Source organism: Streptomyces sp. NPDC016851 (genome assembly GCF_055562795.1).
Window position 1 is genome coordinate 434689 of the sequence record NZ_JBVHEP010000003.1, and the last position, 15221, is coordinate 449909.

The window sequence follows — 15221 nt, forward strand, 5'->3', positions numbered from 1 at the left end:
CCCGGCCGGCCCTCGGTCGGGCAACCGAGAGGACCGGCCAGGGAAGGGCGTCGGCGCGTCAGGCCGCCGCGGGGACCTGCTCGGGCCGCGCCTCGCGCTGCTCGTCCAGGGAGGAGCCGTCGGCCGTGGCGTAGGCCTCGCGGTCGAGCAGGTTCTCGCGGGCGGAGACCAGGACCGGGATGAGGGCCTGACCGGCGACGTTGGTCGCGGTGCGGATCATGTCCAGGATCGGGTCGATCGCGAGGAGCAGGCCCACGCCCTCCATCGGCAGGCCGAGGGTGGAGAGGGTGAGGGTCAGCATGACCGTCGCGCCGGTGAGACCGGCCGTGGCGGCGGAGCCGACCACCGAGACGAACGCGATCAGCAGGTAGTCGCCGACACCCAGCTGGATGTCGAAGATCTGGGCGACGAAGATCGCGGCGATGGCCGGGTAGATCGCGGCGCAGCCGTCCATCTTGGTCGTCGCGCCGAACGGCACCGCGAAGGAGGCGTACTCCTTCGGCACGCCGAGCCGCTCGGTGACCTTCTGGGTCAGCGGCATCGTGCCCACGGACGAGCGGGAGACGAAGGCCAGCTGGATCGCGGGCCAGGCGCCCTTGAAGAACTGGACGGGGTTGGCCTTGGCGACGGTCGCGAGCAGCGCCGGGTAGACGCCGAACAGCACGATCAGGCAGCCGACGTAGATGTCGGCGGTGAACGTCGCGTACTTGCCGATCAGGTCCCAGCCGTAGGTGGCGATGGCGTTGCCGATGAGGCCGACGGTGCCGAGCGGGGCGAGCCGGATGACCCACCACAGCGCCTTCTGCAGCAGTTCGAGGACGGACTCGCTGAGCGCGAGGATCGGCTGGGCCCTCTCACCGAGCTGGAGGGCGGCGATACCGGCGACGGCGGCCATGAAGACGATCTGCAGCACGTTCAGCTCGGTGAACGGCGTGATGACGTCGGTCGGCACGATGCCGGTCAGGAAGTCGATCCAGGAGCCGGTTTCCTTGGGCTTCGCACCGTCCTTGGGGGTGAGACCGGTGCCGGCGCCCGGGTTGGTGAGCAGGCCGATGACCAGGCCGATGCTCACCGCGATCAGCGACGTGGCCATGAACCACAGGAGGGTGCGCGAGGCCAGGCGGGCCGCGTTGTTGACCTTCCGCAGGTTGGTGATCGAGACCAGGATCGCGAAGAAGACGAGCGGGGCGACGGCGAGCTTCAGCAGGCCGATGAACGTGTCGCCGACCTTCTCCAGGGTCGTGACCAGCCAGGACAGGTCCTGGCTGCGGGCGAGCCAGCCGAGCAGCACGCCCAGGACGAGACCGGCGATGATCTGGGCCCAGAAGGGCACCTTGAAGGACTTCGTGTGTGAGGACACGGAAGGGCTCCGTTGGGGGACGCGTAGGGACTGACGTGGGAGACGACGGGGATTGCGTTACGTCAGGGACTTCAGGTAGCGGACGCGCACCGACAGAGATCCACGTGCAGGCGCGCCACGAGCAAAGCGCTCAGAGGCATGGGGGGCGCGACTGCTGACTTCATGGCATCGACCTTAACACCTGAACTTTGAGTACCTCAAAGCCTGGCTTTGACAGGCTGAAACCCGACCCCACCCACACATGACAAAGCGCCCCGTTTCCGAGCAAGTACGGAAACGGGGCGCTGTACGCCGGTGCGGGGCTCCTACGAGGTCTGCCCCTGCGCCCGGGACGCGTCGTCGGCGGCGTCCTCCTGGTTGCGGTTGGCCTCCAGGTTGGCCTTCATCCGGTCCACCCGCTGCACGATCTGCACGGACGCCCGGTCCCGCTCCTTGCGCAGCACGACGAAGCTGATCGGCGCGGAGAGCAGCAGAGCGAGCATGACGATCCACAGGCCGTTGCTGGAGCCGAGACCGCGCGGGGCGAGGCCGGAGTAGACGAGGCCCCAGACGACCACGAGGCAGCCTGCGAAGATGCCGAGGCGCATCAGCGTGTAGCGGAGCATCTCAATCCACTCTTCCGGTTCGAACGGCCAGAACGCACCCAAAGGGGCACCGTCCAGTGAAGCACGCCGGGCGGCCGATCTTGCAGGGGGGTACGGGGCCTCCGGGTTCAGTTCAGCGGCAGCAGCATGATGACGTCGTCCCGGTCCTCGCCGGGCGCCACCCGGATCGCGCCGGGGATGCGCCCGACCTCCTTGTAGCCGCAGGACTCGTAGAAGCGCTCCAGGCCGAGACCGCCCCGGCAGGTGAGGCGGATCGCCTCGATGCCGTCGAGGCTCCGGGCCGCGTCGGCGGCCGCCGCCAGCAGATCACGCCCGTACCCCTTGCCCTGATGGCGCGGATGCACCATCACCGTGTAGAGCCACAGCCAGTGCGTCATGAGGTGGTGCGTATTGAGGGTGAGGAACGCGGTCGCCGCGACCCGCCCCTCCTCGTCATGCCCGACGAGCAGCCTGACCTGCCCCTCCACCATCGACACGAAGTGCCGCGTCAGCCAGGGACGGATGTCCTCCGGCGTCACCGGCGGCACGAAGCCGACGGCCCCGCCCGCGTTGGAGACGTCGGCCCACAGATCGAGGATGCCGTCACGCAGATCGGGCGTGACGGCAGGATCGAGGGTGAAGGTAAGGGGCATGCACGAATTGTAGCTATTACCCCAGTGCTTGCGCCGCCACTTTCAGATCGGACAGCAGCCCCCGGTACGCCGCCTCCCGGTCGTCCGCCCGCAGCACCGACGACGGATGCACCGTCGGCACCAGCCGCTCCGGCCGGCCGTGGATCTCCTCCTCCAGCACCGTGCCCCGCACCTGCGTGACCCGGAAGGAGGACCCGAGCAGCGCCTTCCCGGCGGTGGCCCCGAGTACGACGATCAGCTCCGGCTCCACCACCGCGAGCTCGGCGGCCAGCCAGGGGCCGCACGCGGTCATCTCCCGCAGGCTGGGCGCCTTGTGGATCCGGCGCTTGCGCGGCTCGGCCTGGGTGAACTTGAAGTGCTTGACCGCGTTGGTGACGTAGGCCTCGGAAGGATCGATGCCCGCCTCCTCCAGGGCCCGGTCCAGAAGCCGCCCGGCGGGCCCGACGAACGGCTTCCCCTGCCGGTCCTCCTGATCCCCGGGCTGCTCCCCCACGAGCATGACGCGAGCGTCCTTGTTCCCGTCCCCGAACACGGTCTGGGTGGCGTCCCGGTGCAAGGGACACCCCCGGCACTCGGCAGCGGCCCGCCGCAGAGCGGGCAGCCCACCGCGCTCAGGAACGAACGGTTCAGCGGTATAGGCGTCCTCAGGCGCCTTGATGGCAACCATGCCAGCCGGGTACCCCACCCAGGGGCGCGGGGAACTGCGCGACCAGCCCCCACGCACCCGCACCCGCCGGCGAACGGTCAGACCCGCATCGGCTGCGGCGACTCCCGAAGCTCCGGGTCGGGCCCGTCATACTCCCGAATGATCTCGTACCGAGTATTCCGCTCCACGGGCCGGAACCCGGCATCGCGAATCAGATCCAGCAAGTCCTCACGGGTCAACTTGTTCGGCGTACCGAAGTTGTCCGCGTCATGCGTGATCTTGTACTCGACGACAGACCCGTCCATGTCGTCCGCCCCGTGCTGCAACGCCAACTGCGCGGTCTGCACGCCATGCATGACCCAGAAGACCTTCACATGCGGCACGTTGTCGAACAGCAGCCGCGACACCGCGAAGGTCTTCAGCGCCTCAGCCCCCGTCGCCATCTGCGTCCGCGCCTGCAGCCGATTACGAACCTTCCCGTCCTGCAGGTCGACGAAGTCGTGCTGGTACCGCAGCGGAATGAAGACCTGGAAACCACCGGTCTCGTCCTGCAGCTCACGCAGCCGCAGCACGTGATCCACCCGGTGCCGCGGCTCCTCGATGTGGCCGTACAGCATCGTGCAGGGGGTCTTCAGACCCTTCTCGTGCGCGAGCCGGTGGATACGGGACCAGTCCTCCCAGTGGGTCCGGTGGTCCACGATGTGCTGCCGGACCTCCCAGTCGAAGATCTCCGCGCCACCGCCGGTCAGCGACTCGAGACCCGCGTCGATCAGCTCGTCCAGGATCTCGGACGCGCTCATCCCGGAGATGGTCTCGAAGTGGTGGATCTCCGTCGCCGTGAAGGCCTTCAGCGAGACGTGCGGCAGCGCGGCCTTCAACTCCCGCAGCGAGCGCGGGTAGTAGCGCCACGGCAGGTTCGGGTGCAGCCCGTTGACGATGTGCAGCTCGGTGAGGTTCTCGCCCTCCATCGCCTTGGCGAGCTTGACGGCCTCCTCGATGCGCATCGTGTACGCGTCCTTCTCCCCCGGCTTGCGCTGGAAGGAGCAGTACGCGCAGGAGGCCGTGCACACGTTGGTCATGTTGAGGTGACGGTTGACGTTGAAGTGCACGACGTCGCCGTTCTTGCGCGTACGCACCTCGTGGGCGAGGCCGCCGAGCCAGGCCAGGTCGTCCGACTCGTACAGCGCGATGCCGTCCTCACGGGTCAGCCGCTCACCGGAACGGACCTTTTCCTCCAGCTCGCGCTTGAGCCCGACGTCCATGTGCACACCTTTCTCCGACAGCCCGACCAACCGTACGCCTACGCCTCTTCCGGCAGCTCCCCGACCCGGTTCTCCCACTTGGTGGACAGAACAATGGTCGTACGCGTCCGGGACACACCCTTCGTACCGCTGAGCCGCCGGATGATCTTCTCCAGACCGTCCACGTTCTCCGCCCGCACCTTGAGCATGTACGAGTCGTCGCCCGCGATGAACCAGCAGTCCTCGATCTCCGAGAGGTCCCGCAGCCGCTGGGCCACGTCCTCGTGGTCGGTGGCGTCGGAGAGCGAGATGCCGATGAGCGCGGTGACGCCGAGGCCGAGCGAGGCGGCGTCGACGGTGGCCCGGTAGCCGGTGATGACACCGGCCGCCTCCAGCCGGTTGATGCGGTCGGTGACGCTCGGTCCCGACAGTCCGACGAGGCGTCCCAGCTCCGCGTAGGAGGCCCGGCCGTTCTCCCTCAGGGCCTGGATGAGCTGCCTGTCCACCGCGTCCATTGCGATCGAAGCCTTCCGCTGAAGTTGTCTGAAAAGTCTGTGGTTGTGATGACGTACTGGTGCTGTGCAGGGGGTGTGGCTCAGTCTTCGCGGTGTGATCCGCCGCCGAGCTCACCTTGCCAACGGCGGTAGAGCCGGTGCGGCACGCCCGCCGCGTCGAGTACGCGTCCGGCGACGAAGTCCACCAGGTCCTGGATGTGCGTCGCGCCCGCGTAGAAGGCGGGTGAGGCGGGCACGACGGTCGCGCCCGCGTCGTCGAGGGTGACCAGGTGCCGCAGGGTCTGGCCGTTCAGCGGGGTCTCTCGCACGGCCACGATCAGCTTGCGCCCCTCCTTCAGGGTCACGCTCGCCGCCCGCTGCAACAGGTCCTTCGACAGTCCGAGCGCGACCCCGGCCACGCTCGCGGTCGAGGCGGGCACGATCAGCATGCCCTTGGTGGGGTACGACCCCGAGGAGGGCCCGGCGGCCAGGTCGCCGGCGCTCCAGTGCCGTACGGCGCCGATGTCCACGGAGAACGTGCCGGGCTTGCCGTCGGCACCCCGGGACAGCCATTCCCGCAGGTCGTCCTGCCAGTGGGCGTCCCGGAAGGAGATCCCGGTCTCGTCGAGCAGGGTGAGGCGGGAGGCCCGGGACACCACGAGGTCGACGCTCTCGCCGACGGCGAGGAGCGCCCGCAGCACGGCAGCGGCATACGGGGTGCCGGAGGCGCCGGACACCCCTACGATCCAAGGCGTACGCGGTGTCTCGCCTGGCTTGACTGGGTTCACAACACCGAGCCTATCCGGCGTCGCAGGGTGGGAACCGGCCAAGGGGGGCGGGGCGTTCCCCGGAGGGACGAGCGAGCACTGGGGGTCGCCATGTCGGGTACCGGAGCCGGATGGTCACGCGGCGACCGTGCGATGGCCGCGGGCAAGCTGATGCTGGCCTGGGTCGCGCTGCTGTGGCTGCTGGAAGTGGTGGACGTACTGAGCGGCCACGCGCTGGACGGCCTCGGCGTCACCCCGCGCACGCCGTCCGAGCTGGTCGACGTCGTCCCGTCGGCGTTCATCCACTTCGGCTTCGCCCACCTGGCCGCGAACACGGTGCCCCTGCTGGTCCTCGGCTTCCTCGCCGCGCTGGCAGGGCTGCGCCGTTTCCTCCTCGTCTGCGCGCTGATCGTGCTCGTCGACGGCCTGGGCGTCTGGCTCATAGCCCCGGCCCACACCAACACGGCGGGCGCCTCCGGCCTGATCTTCGGCCTCTTCGGCTTCCTCCTGGTCAGCGGGTTCGTCGAGCGCCGCCCCTGGGGAGTCCTGGTCGGCATCCTGATCGCCGCGATCTGGGGCGGCTCCATCCTGGCGGGCCTCGCCCCCACCCAGACGGGCGTCAGCTGGCAGGGCCACCTGCTGGGCCTGCTGGCGGGGGTGGCGGCGGCGTTCGTGTTCAGCCGCCGGCGGACCACACCGCCCGCTCTCACACCGTGAGGCCACGCACCAGCAGATCCAGCAGCGCGCACACGAACAGGGCAATGCCGATGAAGCCGTTGACGCTGAAGAACGCGCGGTTCACTCGGGACAGGTCGTGGGGGCGGACGATGGTGTGTTCGTAGAGGAACGCGGTGGCGACGATCAGGAGGCCCAGCCAGAAGAAGGCGCCGGCGTCGGTGGCCAGGGCGTACCAGACGAACAGGGCCGTCGTGAGGGCGTGGCAGACGCGGGCGCCCCAGATCGCCGCCGGGATGCCGAAGCGGGCCGGGACGGACATGACGCCGATCTCGCGGTCGGTCTTGACGTCCTGGCAGGCGTAGATCAGGTCGAAGCCGCCGATCCAGATGCCGACGGCGAGGCCGAGGATCACCGCGTCCCAGGACCAGGAACCCGTGACGGCCAGCCAGCCGCCGACCGGGCCCATCGACTGCGCGAGGCCCAGGATGGCCTGCGGGAAGTTCGTGAACCGCTTGCCGTACGGGTAGACCACCATCGGGATCACCGCGACGGGGGCCAGGGCCAGGCACAGCGGGTTGAGCAGGGCCGCCGCGCCGAGGAAGACGACGAGGGCGATCATGGCCCCGGTCCAGGCGTGCCGGACCGACATCGCGCCGGTCACCAGTTCGCGGTGCGCCGTGCGCGGGTTACGGGCGTCGATCTCGCGGTCGATGATCCGGTTGACCGCCATCGCGAAGGTCCGCAGCCCGACCATGCAGATGGTGACCAGCAGCAGCCGGCCCCAGTGGACGTTCTTGTCCCACTGGTACATCGCCGTGAGCGCGGCGATGTAGGCGAAGGGCAGCGCGAAGACCGAGTGCTCGATCATCACCAGCCGGAGGAACGCCTTGGTGCGTCCCGGCTGCGGGATCGCGGCGGAAGCGGAAGTCACAGGCCGTACTCCTTCCAGCGGCGGTCCACCTTCGCCGCGGTCTCCGGATCGGACTCCACCATGTCGGGCCAGCCGCCGTCGCGCGTGTAGCCCTCCTCGGGCCACTTCTTCGTCGCGTCGATACCGGCCTTGCCGCCCCAGAACTGCTGGTAGGAGGCGTGGTCGAGGTGGTCGACCGGCCCCTCGACGATGCTCAGGTCGCGGGCGTAGTCCGTGTTGCCGAGCGCCCGCCAGGCGACTTCGTGCAGGTCGTGGACGTCACAGTCGGAGTCGACGACCACGATCAGCTTGGTCAGCGACATCATGTGCGCGCCCCAGACGGCGTGCATGACCTTCTGCGCGTGCTTCGGGTACTTCTTGTCGATCGAGACGATCGCGCAGTTGTGGAAACCGCCCGCCTCCGGCAGGTGGTAGTCCACGATGTCCGGCACGATGATCTTCAGCAGCGGCAGGAAGAAGCGTTCCGTCGCCCGGCCGAGCGGTCCGTCTTCCGTCGGAGGCCTGCCCACGACGATCGACTGGAGAAGCGGCCGCTTCCGCATCGTCACGCAGTCGATCTTCAGCGCGGGGAAGGGTTCCTGCGGCGTGTAGAAGCCGGTGTGGTCGCCGAAGGGCCCCTCGGGCAGCATCTCGCCCGGCTCCAGCCAGCCCTCGATCACGACCTCCGCCTGCGCGGGCACCTGGAGCGGCACGGTCTTGCAGTCGACCATCTCGATCCGCTTGCCCGCGAGGAACCCGGCGAACAGGTACTCGTCGATGTCGCCGGGGAGCGGTGCCGTGGAGGCGTACGTGACGGCGGGCGGGCATCCGAAGGCGATCGCGACCGGCAGCCGTTCCCCGCGCCGGGCCGCCACCTGGTAGTGGTTCCGGCTGTCCTTGTGGATCTGCCAGTGCATGCCGATCGTGCGCTTGTCGTGGCGCTGGAGGCGGTACAACCCGAGGTTGCGGATGCCCGTCTCCGGGTCCTTGGTGTGGGTGAGCCCCAGGTTGAAGAAGGAGCCGCCGTCCTTGGGCCAGGTGAACAGGGCCGGGAGCTGGTCCAGGTCCACGTCGTCCCCGGTCAGGACGACCTCCTGCACCGGGCCGTCCTTCACCTTCTTCGGCGGTACGTGCGTCATCGCACCGAGTTTCCCGAAGGCCTCGCGCACGCCGACGAAGCCGTGCGGCAGCTCGGGCTTCAGCAGCCCGCCGATCCGCTCCGAGATCTCGCCGTACGACTTCAGGCCCAGCGCCTTCAGCAGGCGCCGGTCCGTGCCGTACACGTTCATCGCGAGCGGCATGCCCGACCCGCGTACGTTCTCGAAGAGCAGCGCGGGGCCGCCGGCCTTCTGCACCCGGTCGACGATCTCCCCGACCTCCAGATACGGGTCCACCTCGGCCTTGATGCGCTTGAGGTCGCCCTCGCGCTCCAGAGCCCTGAGCAGGGAGCGAAGATCGTCGTAAGCCATGCGGTCCAGTATCCCCGAGCCGCTACCCTGGCCCTGAACCGCCCACCCGCTTTGCTGAGAGGCCGCGCATGCTCCGGGTACTGATGTTCCTCGTACCGCTGGCGCTGAGCGTGTACGCGTTCATCGACTGCATCAGCACGAAGGACGACGAGATCCGGCACATGCCCAAGCCGCTGTGGGCGATCCTCGTGCTGCTGTTCCCGCTCGTCGGCTCGATCTCCTGGCTGATCGCCGGCAAGAAGCGCGGCGCCGCGGCGGGGGGCCGTCCGCGTCCCCGGCAGTGGGTGGCGCCCGACGACAACCCCGACTTCCTGAAGTCCCTGGACGAGGAGAAGCGGGACGACGACCCCAGGCGGGACGAGTCCTGAGCGACGCCGGCCTGTGGGCTATGAGCCCGGCCGGCGCGAGGCGAGCGCGGTCAGCAAGAAGCCGGTCAGAACGGTGAGTTGCTCGCTGTCGAGGACGAGGCCGAGGTCTTCGTCCGCTGCCGCGTAGGCCCGTCGGCCCGCCTCGAGCAGGTCGTACCCCTTGTCGGTGATGTGGAGTTCTGCCGTGTGGCCGCGGCCGGGGAGGCTTCTGCGTTCGACGGCTCCGCGCTGCTCCAGCTGGCGGACGGTGGCCTGAGCGCTCTGCGCGGTCACTCCGGCTCGGCGGGCGAGTTCACTGTAGGACATCCCCGGCTCGCGCTTGAGGTGCCCCAGAGCCGACAGGTGGCGCAGCGTGAACCCGGTGGGCCTCAGTGATTCCTCGACGTCGTCGCGGATGTGGCGTCCCAGCGCCGCCAGGAGGAAGGCAGGGCTCGTGGGCGGCATGGGGCCGACGTCCGGCCTCGGGGTGTCGTTCGTCATCGTCAGGCGCCTCGGGTCCACCAGCACAGCAGTTTCAGCTTGACTGTAACCCATCCGCGGGCTCACCATGAGCGCAGGGTTTCAGGCAGGCTGAAACCGACTCGCCACGGAAGGAAGGCCAGCCGGATGCTCGCCCAGTTCGTACTGTTCGACGGATTCGACCCCCTGGATGTCATCGCGCCCTACGAGGTCCTCACGTCGGCAGGCGCCCTCACCGGGGGCGCGCTGCACGCGGAGCTGGCCAGCGCCGAGGGCGCACGGGACGTGCCCAGCGGACTGACGGGTATATCGCTGAACGCGACCGCCGCACTGGACCCGGCACGGGCGGACATCATCATCGTCCCGGGGGCCGCCGGTGACCTGCGCCCTCCGGAGCTGCTGTCCCCGGCCGAGCGGGAACAGCTCATCCCCGCCATCCTCCAGCGTGCGGCGCGGACCAGCCTGCCAGGCCTCGTCGGCGAGGCCCTCGACGACGGGCAGACGCTGGTGGTCGCGGTGTGCGGCGGCTCGATGATCCTCGCCATGGCCGGTCTCACCAAGGGCCGCTACATCACCGGTCACCGGCTCGGACTGGCCGACATGAGGGCCAACTTCCCCGAGACGCACGTGATCGACGCACGCGTGGTCGTGGACGACCGGCTCATCACCGCCGGCGGTGTCACCTCCGGTCTCGATCTCGCGCTGTATCTCGTGGAGCGTGAGATCGGCCCCCGGATCGCCACCGAGCTCGAAAAGCTCTTCGAGCACGAACGACGCGGGACCGTCTGGGCACCGACCGGCGCCCTCCCCGCCTTCGACCTCTGACAGGAATCCAGGACGGGAGCGGCACGCGGACGGGATCTGCGGCATGAACCTGCAAGGCAAGACCGTCGTCCTGACCGGCGCCAGTTCGGGGATCGGCGCGCAAGCCGCCGTCCGCCTGCGCGCACAGGGCGCCGATGTCCATCTGGTGGGGCGCGACGAACGACGCACCCGGCAGGTGGCGGAAGCCCTCGACGCCGCCTGGTACACGGCGGACTTCGAAGAACTGGCGGACGTGCGCCGCCTGGCCGGCCAGCTCATGCGCGCCACGGACCACATCGACGTGCTGGCGGCCAACGCCGGTGCGGTCATGCCGGAGCGGCACACCGCCGACGGCATCGACGCCACCTTCCAGGTCAACGTGCTCAGCCCGTGGCTGCTGATGCTGCTGCTCGCCGAACACCTGCGGGGCGGGCGCGTCCTGGCCACCAGCTCCCGCTCCCACAAGAACGCCGTCATCGGACTGCACACTCTCGAGGATCTGGCCCGCGGCCACCCGGGAGTGTCCGGGTACCGCGCCTACGCCCGCTCCAAGCTGGCAGCCGGAATCCTCCTGCGCGAATACGGCCGCCGCCACCGCACGATCGATGTCGGCGACTTCCACCCCGGCGTCACCGGCACCCCGGACGAAGGCGCCGCCCGCCTGGTGCACCTCGCCTCGAGCACCGCCCCCTTGGCGGGCACCTACTACCACCGCACACGGCCCGCGAAGGCCTCCCCCCAGCTGCACTCGCGTGAACTCGGCGCCGCGCTGTGGGACTTCGCCACGGACCTCACCACTGCCAGAACCCGAGGTTGATGAGATGCCCCGACCCATGACCGATTCAAGCGGCCCCACCCTTTCGGCGCGGATCCAGAAGACCGTCATGCGGCTCATGTTCCGGCTTCCCGAGACCGTCAAGAGACGCATAGCGGGCCCTGCCGTACGCCTCGACGGTCAGACACTCGCCCTCGACGCCCAACTGTTGGCCGAGATCTCCCGGCGCGGCGGCGTCTCACTCGTCGTCAACGACTCGCCGGAGGAGTCCCGCGCAGCCATGGAGAGCGGCCGACACGCACTGCAAGGGCCTCGCTTCAAGGACGTCATCAGCGAAGACCTCGCCATCGAGACCACCGGTGGCGACCTCCACGCGACGCTCTACACGCCGACCCACCTCAGTACGCCGGCCCCACTGCTGGTGTTCTTCCACGGCGGAGGGTGGGTCATCGGCAGCCGAACCTCCTACGACTCCCTGGTGTCCTTCCTCGCGCACCACGCCCAGGTGAAGATCATGTCCGTCGGCTACCGTCTGGCCCCGGAACATCCCTTCCCGGCCGCCCTCGACGACGCGCTGGCCGCGTTCGAGCACGCTCACCGGCACGCCGACGCCCTGGGTGTCGACCGGGCGCGCATCGCCGTCGGGGGCGACAGCGCGGGCGCCCACCTCTCGGCCGTACTCGCCCAACTCACCGCCCGGCGGGAAGGCCCGCGCCCCTCACACCAGTTCCTGTTCTATCCCGCGACCGACTTCACCGGGCGCCACCCTTCGCGGGATCTGTTCGGTGAGGGATTCCTGCTCAGCGACCGAGAAATCGACTGGTTTCAGGACCAGTACGCCCAAGCGGCCGACCGGTCGGATCCGCGTCTCTCCCCGCTTCTCGGTGAGGTGGACGCGTCGATCGCGCCGGCCTACATCGCCACCGGCGGATTCGACCCGCTCCGCGACGAGGGCGAGCGTTACGCGGAGAGGCTGCGGCAGGCGGGCGCGGAGGTGGTCCTGCATCGCGAAGCGGACCTCGTCCACGGCTATCTCAGCTTCTTCGCGCTCTCGACCCGGTTCCGGTCGGCGGCACTTGATGCCGCAGAGGCGATCCGCAGCCGTCTGAGCGGGGTGCGCGGGCGGTCCCAGAGTGCGGGGCTTGTGTGAAAGCACTTGTTCCCGGGCAACGCATGGTCGTCAATGGTGTTCAGACAGTTACGGCTGTCACTCAGAACCCGTCGGCCCCCAGAAGGACTTCATGGAGACCCAGCAGCAGCCGCCGGGGCAGTGGGACGTCCCACCCCCGCCCGCCACTCCGCCCCAGAGCATGACCGACATCGAACTGCGCGTCAGCAAGCGGCTGTTATGGGTCGGCGGCGCGGCCTACCCGCTGCGGAACATCGCGCGGGTGTACACCTTCACCCTCCACCCGAGGCGCAAGGAGGCGGTCATCCGCTTCCTCGCACGCACCGGGATCACCCTCGCCGTGGCCATCGGCCTGTCGATCATCGGCAGCGTGACGTTCCTCGCGAGCAGGTCCACGGGCAGCGGCCTCCTCACCTTCGTGTGGCTCGGCTCCGGCGCGGCTCTGCTCTACTTCCTCGTGGACATGCTCTCCGTCGTCACCGCCCAGTCGCACTACGTCCTCGCCGTCGAGACGGCCGGCCCCTCCACCGCGATGGTGACCAGCCGGAACCCGCAGCACCTGGACCAGCTCGTGGGCTACGTCGCCGGCGCACTGGAGAACCCGGACACCGAGTTCCATGTGACGGTCGAGCGTCTGACCATCAGCTCGCCCACCAACTACTACTTCGGCGACAACGTGAACATGTACGGCGGCAACGGCAACGTGGGGATCGCGGCATGAGCGGCAACAACTACTACTACGGTGACAACGTCACCATGCACGGCGGCAGCGGCAACACGGGCATCGTGAAGAACGGGGCGACCGGTGACGCGATGGATCCCACCCTTCGGCTGGCCATCGCCGAACTGCTCCAGGGCGTCCGCGAGTTGCGCGACCAGCTTCCGCAGCCGAGCGCGCAGCTCATCGACGAGTCCCTGCCGGTGCTGTCGGCTGACGCCGCGCCTCCCGAGGAACGGCACCGTGCGCTGATGGCTGTCGCCGCGATCGCCGCGGCCGTCGGGGCCGTGGGCCAGCCGGTCGCGGAGGCCGCCAACCGGATCCTGCAGATGCTGAGCGGGCAGTAGTTCAGCGCACGCCGGAGAGGAAAGCGGACCAGGCGGACCGGGTGACGAGCAGGACCGGTCCGTCAGGGGTTTTGCTGTCGCGGACGGGGACGGTGTCGGGGATATCGGGGACGATTTCGATGCAGTTGCCGCCGTTGCCGTCGCTGTAGCTGCTCTTGACCCAGGTCACTGTGCCGAGCTCGTTCCGGTCCATAGTGCTCGTACCTCTCCATCGCCTCGTGGATCAGAGCGGCGGACTGGGGAGCTGACAGGGCGTCCGCCCTGAGCACATCATAGAACTGGTTATAGCGCTCGTAGAGGGCCGGATCGTTGGTGAAGTGGCCGCGATTGAGGGACTCCGAATAGAGCCACTGGCGCCCTTCGGGCAGCGTGATCAGAGACATGGAGCCACTGGGGCGGACGATTTCCAGGGGGCCTGCGGGCGCGACCTGGATACGGATGTTGGGGCGCTGCCCGACGCTCAGCAAGTGCGCGCACTGGTCCCGCATGACAGCCGGACCACCGACCACGTTGCGCAGGCAGCTCTCGTCGAGGACGACGATGTACAGCGGACCGCCATCGGCGAGGAAGCGCTGCTGTCGGCTCATCCGGGCTCGGACGCGCTCCTCCAGCTCCACCCCGCTCACGTAGCGCGAGGAGAGCGCCCGGGCGTAGTCCGACGTCTGCAACAAGCCCGGGATGACGCGCTCCTGGTACTCCCGCAAAGTGACGGCCACGGCATCCATCTCAGCCCGCCGCCGAAACCAGTCAGGATGCTCCACCTGCGGATACCAGTCGATCCGCCCCCACAACCGCAGCAACACCCCACCTGTGCCAAGAAGTTCGTCGCACTTCTTCGCGAAACCCTCCTGCGGAACCCTCGTACCCGCCTCCACCCGCGCCACGTGCGAGCGGTCGCACGGGATCTGCCTCGCCAAGCCCTCCTGCGTGAGCAGCGCAGCCTCGCGGAAATGCCGCAGCACCTCGCCGAACACGGCCGCCGTGCTCGCCCCCGACTCCGCCCCGCCGTTCCGTCGGCTCACGGCCTCCCCCTCCGTGACAGTGCACCGGTGTCACACGCCAAGCATTGAACCGGACTGTTCCCCTGCGCAACGCTCGATACACCCAGAGTTACGGAGGTGCACGGAATGGAACCGGGAACGCTCGTCTTCGACCCTGCGACGCGCAAGGTCGGCGAGTACCAGGACAGGACCGGCCCGTATGTGATGCTGCGCCCGGTCGGCGGCGGCCGGGAGTGGCAGGCGGACCCGGCGCGGATCCGGGCGGCCACCCTGGAGGAACGGCTCAGCGCGGGCGTACGCGCGGCCAACGACCGTTCCAGGGAAGGGTGGTCGGCGGACCCGAACCGGCCCCCCGTACCCGTGCCCGGGTGCGCGGTGTGCGAGGAGCTGGCCGTCCGCCGGGACCGGGCGCGGGCCGCGTTCGACGGGAGTGCCGTGACGGACGCGAACGTGCTGCTGCGCCAGCACCAGCGGCAGGAGCACGGCGGGGAACCGGCGGGGCGCCGGATCTTCCGGTACGTGCCGTACTCGATCGTGCAGGACGCGTCGGCCGTCCCGGAGTACCAGGCGTACTGCGTCTCGGGAGAGGAGGAGGACTGCGGGGCGAGTTCGGGGCCACGGCAGACACCGGCCGAGGTGGAGGAGTGGCAGCGCAGGCACACCCAGGAGACCCGGCACCTGCGCTACCGCCGCAGCTTCGCCGACTACGCGGTGCTGGAGAGGCAGGGCTGACGAGGGCGATCGAGAGCAACTGTCGGGGCCGCCCGCTTCTTCGGCAGTGTCGTGCTTCCACGGCCTGCGTCAAGGGCGCTTCGCGT

At 69.1% G+C, this 15221-nt stretch carries 21 protein-coding genes; 8 read left to right on the forward strand and 13 right to left on the reverse strand.

Annotated elements, in window-relative coordinates; all coding sequences use genetic code 11:
• Positions 1 to 58: 58 nt before the first annotated feature.
• The 8 genes from ACZ3I3_RS07370 to ACZ3I3_RS07405 form a co-directional block, all read right to left on the reverse strand.
• Entirely contained in the window at positions 59 to 1360 is a 1302-nt protein-coding gene (locus ACZ3I3_RS07370; RefSeq protein ID WP_467363259.1) for a dicarboxylate/amino acid:cation symporter, read from the reverse strand.
• Between the two features lie 71 nt (positions 1361 to 1431).
• Complete coding sequence (locus tag ACZ3I3_RS07375) at positions 1432 to 1524, reverse strand: putative leader peptide (protein WP_399407918.1); 93 nt, start codon at positions 1522 to 1524, stop codon at positions 1432 to 1434.
• Positions 1525 to 1665: 141 nt separating this feature from the next.
• Positions 1666 to 1965 carry a DUF4229 domain-containing protein gene (locus ACZ3I3_RS07380; RefSeq protein ID WP_356925293.1) on the reverse strand — a complete coding sequence of 100 codons (300 nt, stop codon included), beginning with the start codon at positions 1963 to 1965 and terminating at the stop codon, positions 1666 to 1668.
• Between the two features lie 107 nt (positions 1966 to 2072).
• Positions 2073 to 2597, reverse strand: coding sequence for a GNAT family N-acetyltransferase (locus ACZ3I3_RS07385; protein ID WP_467363262.1), 525 nt, complete (start codon positions 2595 to 2597; stop codon positions 2073 to 2075).
• A 16-nt stretch (positions 2598 to 2613) separates the two neighbouring features.
• Positions 2614 to 3264 carry a UdgX family uracil-DNA binding protein gene (locus tag ACZ3I3_RS07390; protein WP_467363263.1) on the reverse strand — a complete coding sequence of 217 codons (651 nt, stop codon included), beginning with the start codon at positions 3262 to 3264 and terminating at the stop codon, positions 2614 to 2616.
• Between the two features lie 77 nt (positions 3265 to 3341).
• The gene (gene mqnE / locus ACZ3I3_RS07395; RefSeq protein ID WP_467363264.1) at positions 3342 to 4505 is read right to left on the reverse strand and encodes an aminofutalosine synthase MqnE; all 1164 of its coding nucleotides are present in this window, start codon (positions 4503 to 4505) and stop codon (positions 3342 to 3344) included.
• 38 nt (positions 4506 to 4543) lie between these two features.
• The gene (locus ACZ3I3_RS07400; RefSeq protein ID WP_059424549.1) at positions 4544 to 4999 is read right to left on the reverse strand and encodes an Lrp/AsnC family transcriptional regulator; all 456 of its coding nucleotides are present in this window, start codon (positions 4997 to 4999) and stop codon (positions 4544 to 4546) included.
• A gap of 80 nt (positions 5000 to 5079) precedes the next feature.
• Positions 5080 to 5766, reverse strand: a complete 687-nt coding sequence (locus ACZ3I3_RS07405) for a UbiX family flavin prenyltransferase (protein WP_467363265.1) — start codon at positions 5764 to 5766, stop codon at positions 5080 to 5082.
• A gap of 90 nt (positions 5767 to 5856) precedes the next feature.
• Here ACZ3I3_RS07405 and ACZ3I3_RS07410 point away from each other — a divergent pair, with 90 nt between their 5' ends.
• On the forward strand, positions 5857 to 6462 hold the full coding sequence (locus ACZ3I3_RS07410; RefSeq protein WP_467363267.1) for a rhomboid family intramembrane serine protease: 606 nt from the start codon (positions 5857 to 5859) through the stop codon (positions 6460 to 6462).
• On the opposite strand, the gene mqnP is transcribed toward ACZ3I3_RS07410, so the two are convergent.
• On the reverse strand, positions 6452 to 7354 hold the full coding sequence (gene mqnP, locus ACZ3I3_RS07415; protein ID WP_467363269.1) for a menaquinone biosynthesis prenyltransferase MqnP: 903 nt from the start codon (positions 7352 to 7354) through the stop codon (positions 6452 to 6454). The two genes, ACZ3I3_RS07410 and mqnP, sit on opposite strands and share 11 nt — an antisense overlap.
• Positions 7351 to 8802, reverse strand: coding sequence for a menaquinone biosynthesis decarboxylase (locus ACZ3I3_RS07420; protein ID WP_467363271.1), 1452 nt, complete (start codon positions 8800 to 8802; stop codon positions 7351 to 7353). Before ACZ3I3_RS07420 ends, mqnP begins: the two co-directional genes overlap by 4 nt.
• Positions 8803 to 8870: 68 nt before the next feature.
• On the opposite strand from ACZ3I3_RS07420, the gene ACZ3I3_RS07425 reads away from it, so the two are divergent.
• Entirely contained in the window at positions 8871 to 9170 is a 300-nt protein-coding gene (locus ACZ3I3_RS07425; RefSeq protein WP_467363273.1) for a PLD nuclease N-terminal domain-containing protein, read from the forward strand.
• Positions 9171 to 9188: 18 nt separating this feature from the next.
• On the opposite strand, the gene ACZ3I3_RS07430 is transcribed toward ACZ3I3_RS07425, so the two are convergent.
• Positions 9189 to 9650 carry a MarR family winged helix-turn-helix transcriptional regulator gene (locus tag ACZ3I3_RS07430; protein ID WP_467363274.1) on the reverse strand — a complete coding sequence of 154 codons (462 nt, stop codon included), beginning with the start codon at positions 9648 to 9650 and terminating at the stop codon, positions 9189 to 9191.
• A 126-nt stretch (positions 9651 to 9776) separates the two neighbouring features.
• Between ACZ3I3_RS07430 and ACZ3I3_RS07435 the strand changes: the two genes are divergently transcribed.
• The 5 genes from ACZ3I3_RS07435 to ACZ3I3_RS07455 all read left to right on the forward strand — a co-directional run bounded on the left by ACZ3I3_RS07435 (position 9777) and on the right by ACZ3I3_RS07455 (position 13402).
• Positions 9777 to 10454 carry a DJ-1/PfpI family protein gene (locus ACZ3I3_RS07435; protein WP_467363276.1) on the forward strand — a complete coding sequence of 226 codons (678 nt, stop codon included), beginning with the start codon at positions 9777 to 9779 and terminating at the stop codon, positions 10452 to 10454.
• 43 nt (positions 10455 to 10497) lie between these two features.
• On the forward strand, positions 10498 to 11250 hold the full coding sequence (locus tag ACZ3I3_RS07440) for an SDR family NAD(P)-dependent oxidoreductase (protein WP_467363277.1): 753 nt from the start codon (positions 10498 to 10500) through the stop codon (positions 11248 to 11250).
• A gap of 16 nt (positions 11251 to 11266) precedes the next feature.
• Positions 11267 to 12358, forward strand: a complete 1092-nt coding sequence (locus tag ACZ3I3_RS07445; RefSeq protein WP_467363278.1) for an alpha/beta hydrolase — start codon at positions 11267 to 11269, stop codon at positions 12356 to 12358.
• 91 nt (positions 12359 to 12449) lie between these two features.
• Complete coding sequence (locus ACZ3I3_RS07450) at positions 12450 to 13058, forward strand: DUF6232 family protein (RefSeq protein WP_397616900.1); 609 nt, start codon at positions 12450 to 12452, stop codon at positions 13056 to 13058.
• Positions 13055 to 13402 carry a hypothetical protein gene (locus ACZ3I3_RS07455; protein ID WP_401465907.1) on the forward strand — a complete coding sequence of 116 codons (348 nt, stop codon included), beginning with the start codon at positions 13055 to 13057 and terminating at the stop codon, positions 13400 to 13402. Before ACZ3I3_RS07450 ends, ACZ3I3_RS07455 begins: the two co-directional genes overlap by 4 nt.
• 1 nt (position 13403) lies before the next feature.
• Here ACZ3I3_RS07455 and ACZ3I3_RS07460 read toward each other — a convergent pair whose 3' ends face one another.
• Complete coding sequence (locus ACZ3I3_RS07460; protein ID WP_467363382.1) at positions 13404 to 13517, reverse strand: DUF397 domain-containing protein; 114 nt, start codon at positions 13515 to 13517, stop codon at positions 13404 to 13406.
• Positions 13465 to 14424 carry a helix-turn-helix domain-containing protein gene (locus ACZ3I3_RS07465; protein WP_467363279.1) on the reverse strand — a complete coding sequence of 320 codons (960 nt, stop codon included), beginning with the start codon at positions 14422 to 14424 and terminating at the stop codon, positions 13465 to 13467. The genes ACZ3I3_RS07460 and ACZ3I3_RS07465 overlap by 53 nt, the downstream gene beginning before the upstream one ends.
• Positions 14425 to 14529: 105 nt before the next feature.
• Between ACZ3I3_RS07465 and ACZ3I3_RS07470 the strand changes: the two genes are divergently transcribed.
• Positions 14530 to 15135 (forward strand): DUF7848 domain-containing protein, encoded by a 606-nt coding sequence (locus ACZ3I3_RS07470; RefSeq protein WP_467363281.1) that lies wholly within the window; start codon positions 14530 to 14532, stop codon positions 15133 to 15135.
• Positions 15136 to 15221: the final 86 nt, after the last annotated feature.

Coding starts and splice junctions, on each gene's coding strand:
- ACZ3I3_RS07375 (WP_399407918.1), bottom strand. CDS start 1,524: ATGAAGTCAGCAGTCGCGCCCCCCATGCCTCTGAGCGCTTTGCTCGTG.
- ACZ3I3_RS07380 (WP_356925293.1), bottom strand. CDS start 1,965: ATGCTCCGCTACACGCTGATGCGCCTCGGCATCTTCGCAGGCTGCCTC.
- ACZ3I3_RS07385 (WP_467363262.1), bottom strand. CDS start 2,597: ATGCCCCTTACCTTCACCCTCGATCCTGCCGTCACGCCCGATCTGCGT.
- ACZ3I3_RS07390 (WP_467363263.1), bottom strand. CDS start 3,264: ATGGTTGCCATCAAGGCGCCTGAGGACGCCTATACCGCTGAACCGTTC.
- mqnE (WP_467363264.1), bottom strand. CDS start 4,505: ATGGACGTCGGGCTCAAGCGCGAGCTGGAGGAAAAGGTCCGTTCCGGT.
- ACZ3I3_RS07400 (WP_059424549.1), bottom strand. CDS start 4,999: ATGGACGCGGTGGACAGGCAGCTCATCCAGGCCCTGAGGGAGAACGGC.
- ACZ3I3_RS07410 (WP_467363267.1), top strand. CDS start 5,857: ATGTCGGGTACCGGAGCCGGATGGTCACGCGGCGACCGTGCGATGGCC.
- ACZ3I3_RS07420 (WP_467363271.1), bottom strand. CDS start 8,802: ATGGCTTACGACGATCTTCGCTCCCTGCTCAGGGCTCTGGAGCGCGAG.
- ACZ3I3_RS07425 (WP_467363273.1), top strand. CDS start 8,871: ATGCTCCGGGTACTGATGTTCCTCGTACCGCTGGCGCTGAGCGTGTAC.
- ACZ3I3_RS07430 (WP_467363274.1), bottom strand. CDS start 9,650: ATGACGAACGACACCCCGAGGCCGGACGTCGGCCCCATGCCGCCCACG.
- ACZ3I3_RS07435 (WP_467363276.1), top strand. CDS start 9,777: ATGCTCGCCCAGTTCGTACTGTTCGACGGATTCGACCCCCTGGATGTC.
- ACZ3I3_RS07440 (WP_467363277.1), top strand. CDS start 10,498: ATGAACCTGCAAGGCAAGACCGTCGTCCTGACCGGCGCCAGTTCGGGG.
- ACZ3I3_RS07445 (WP_467363278.1), top strand. CDS start 11,267: ATGACCGATTCAAGCGGCCCCACCCTTTCGGCGCGGATCCAGAAGACC.
- ACZ3I3_RS07450 (WP_397616900.1), top strand. CDS start 12,450: ATGGAGACCCAGCAGCAGCCGCCGGGGCAGTGGGACGTCCCACCCCCG.
- ACZ3I3_RS07455 (WP_401465907.1), top strand. CDS start 13,055: ATGAGCGGCAACAACTACTACTACGGTGACAACGTCACCATGCACGGC.
- ACZ3I3_RS07470 (WP_467363281.1), top strand. CDS start 14,530: ATGGAACCGGGAACGCTCGTCTTCGACCCTGCGACGCGCAAGGTCGGC.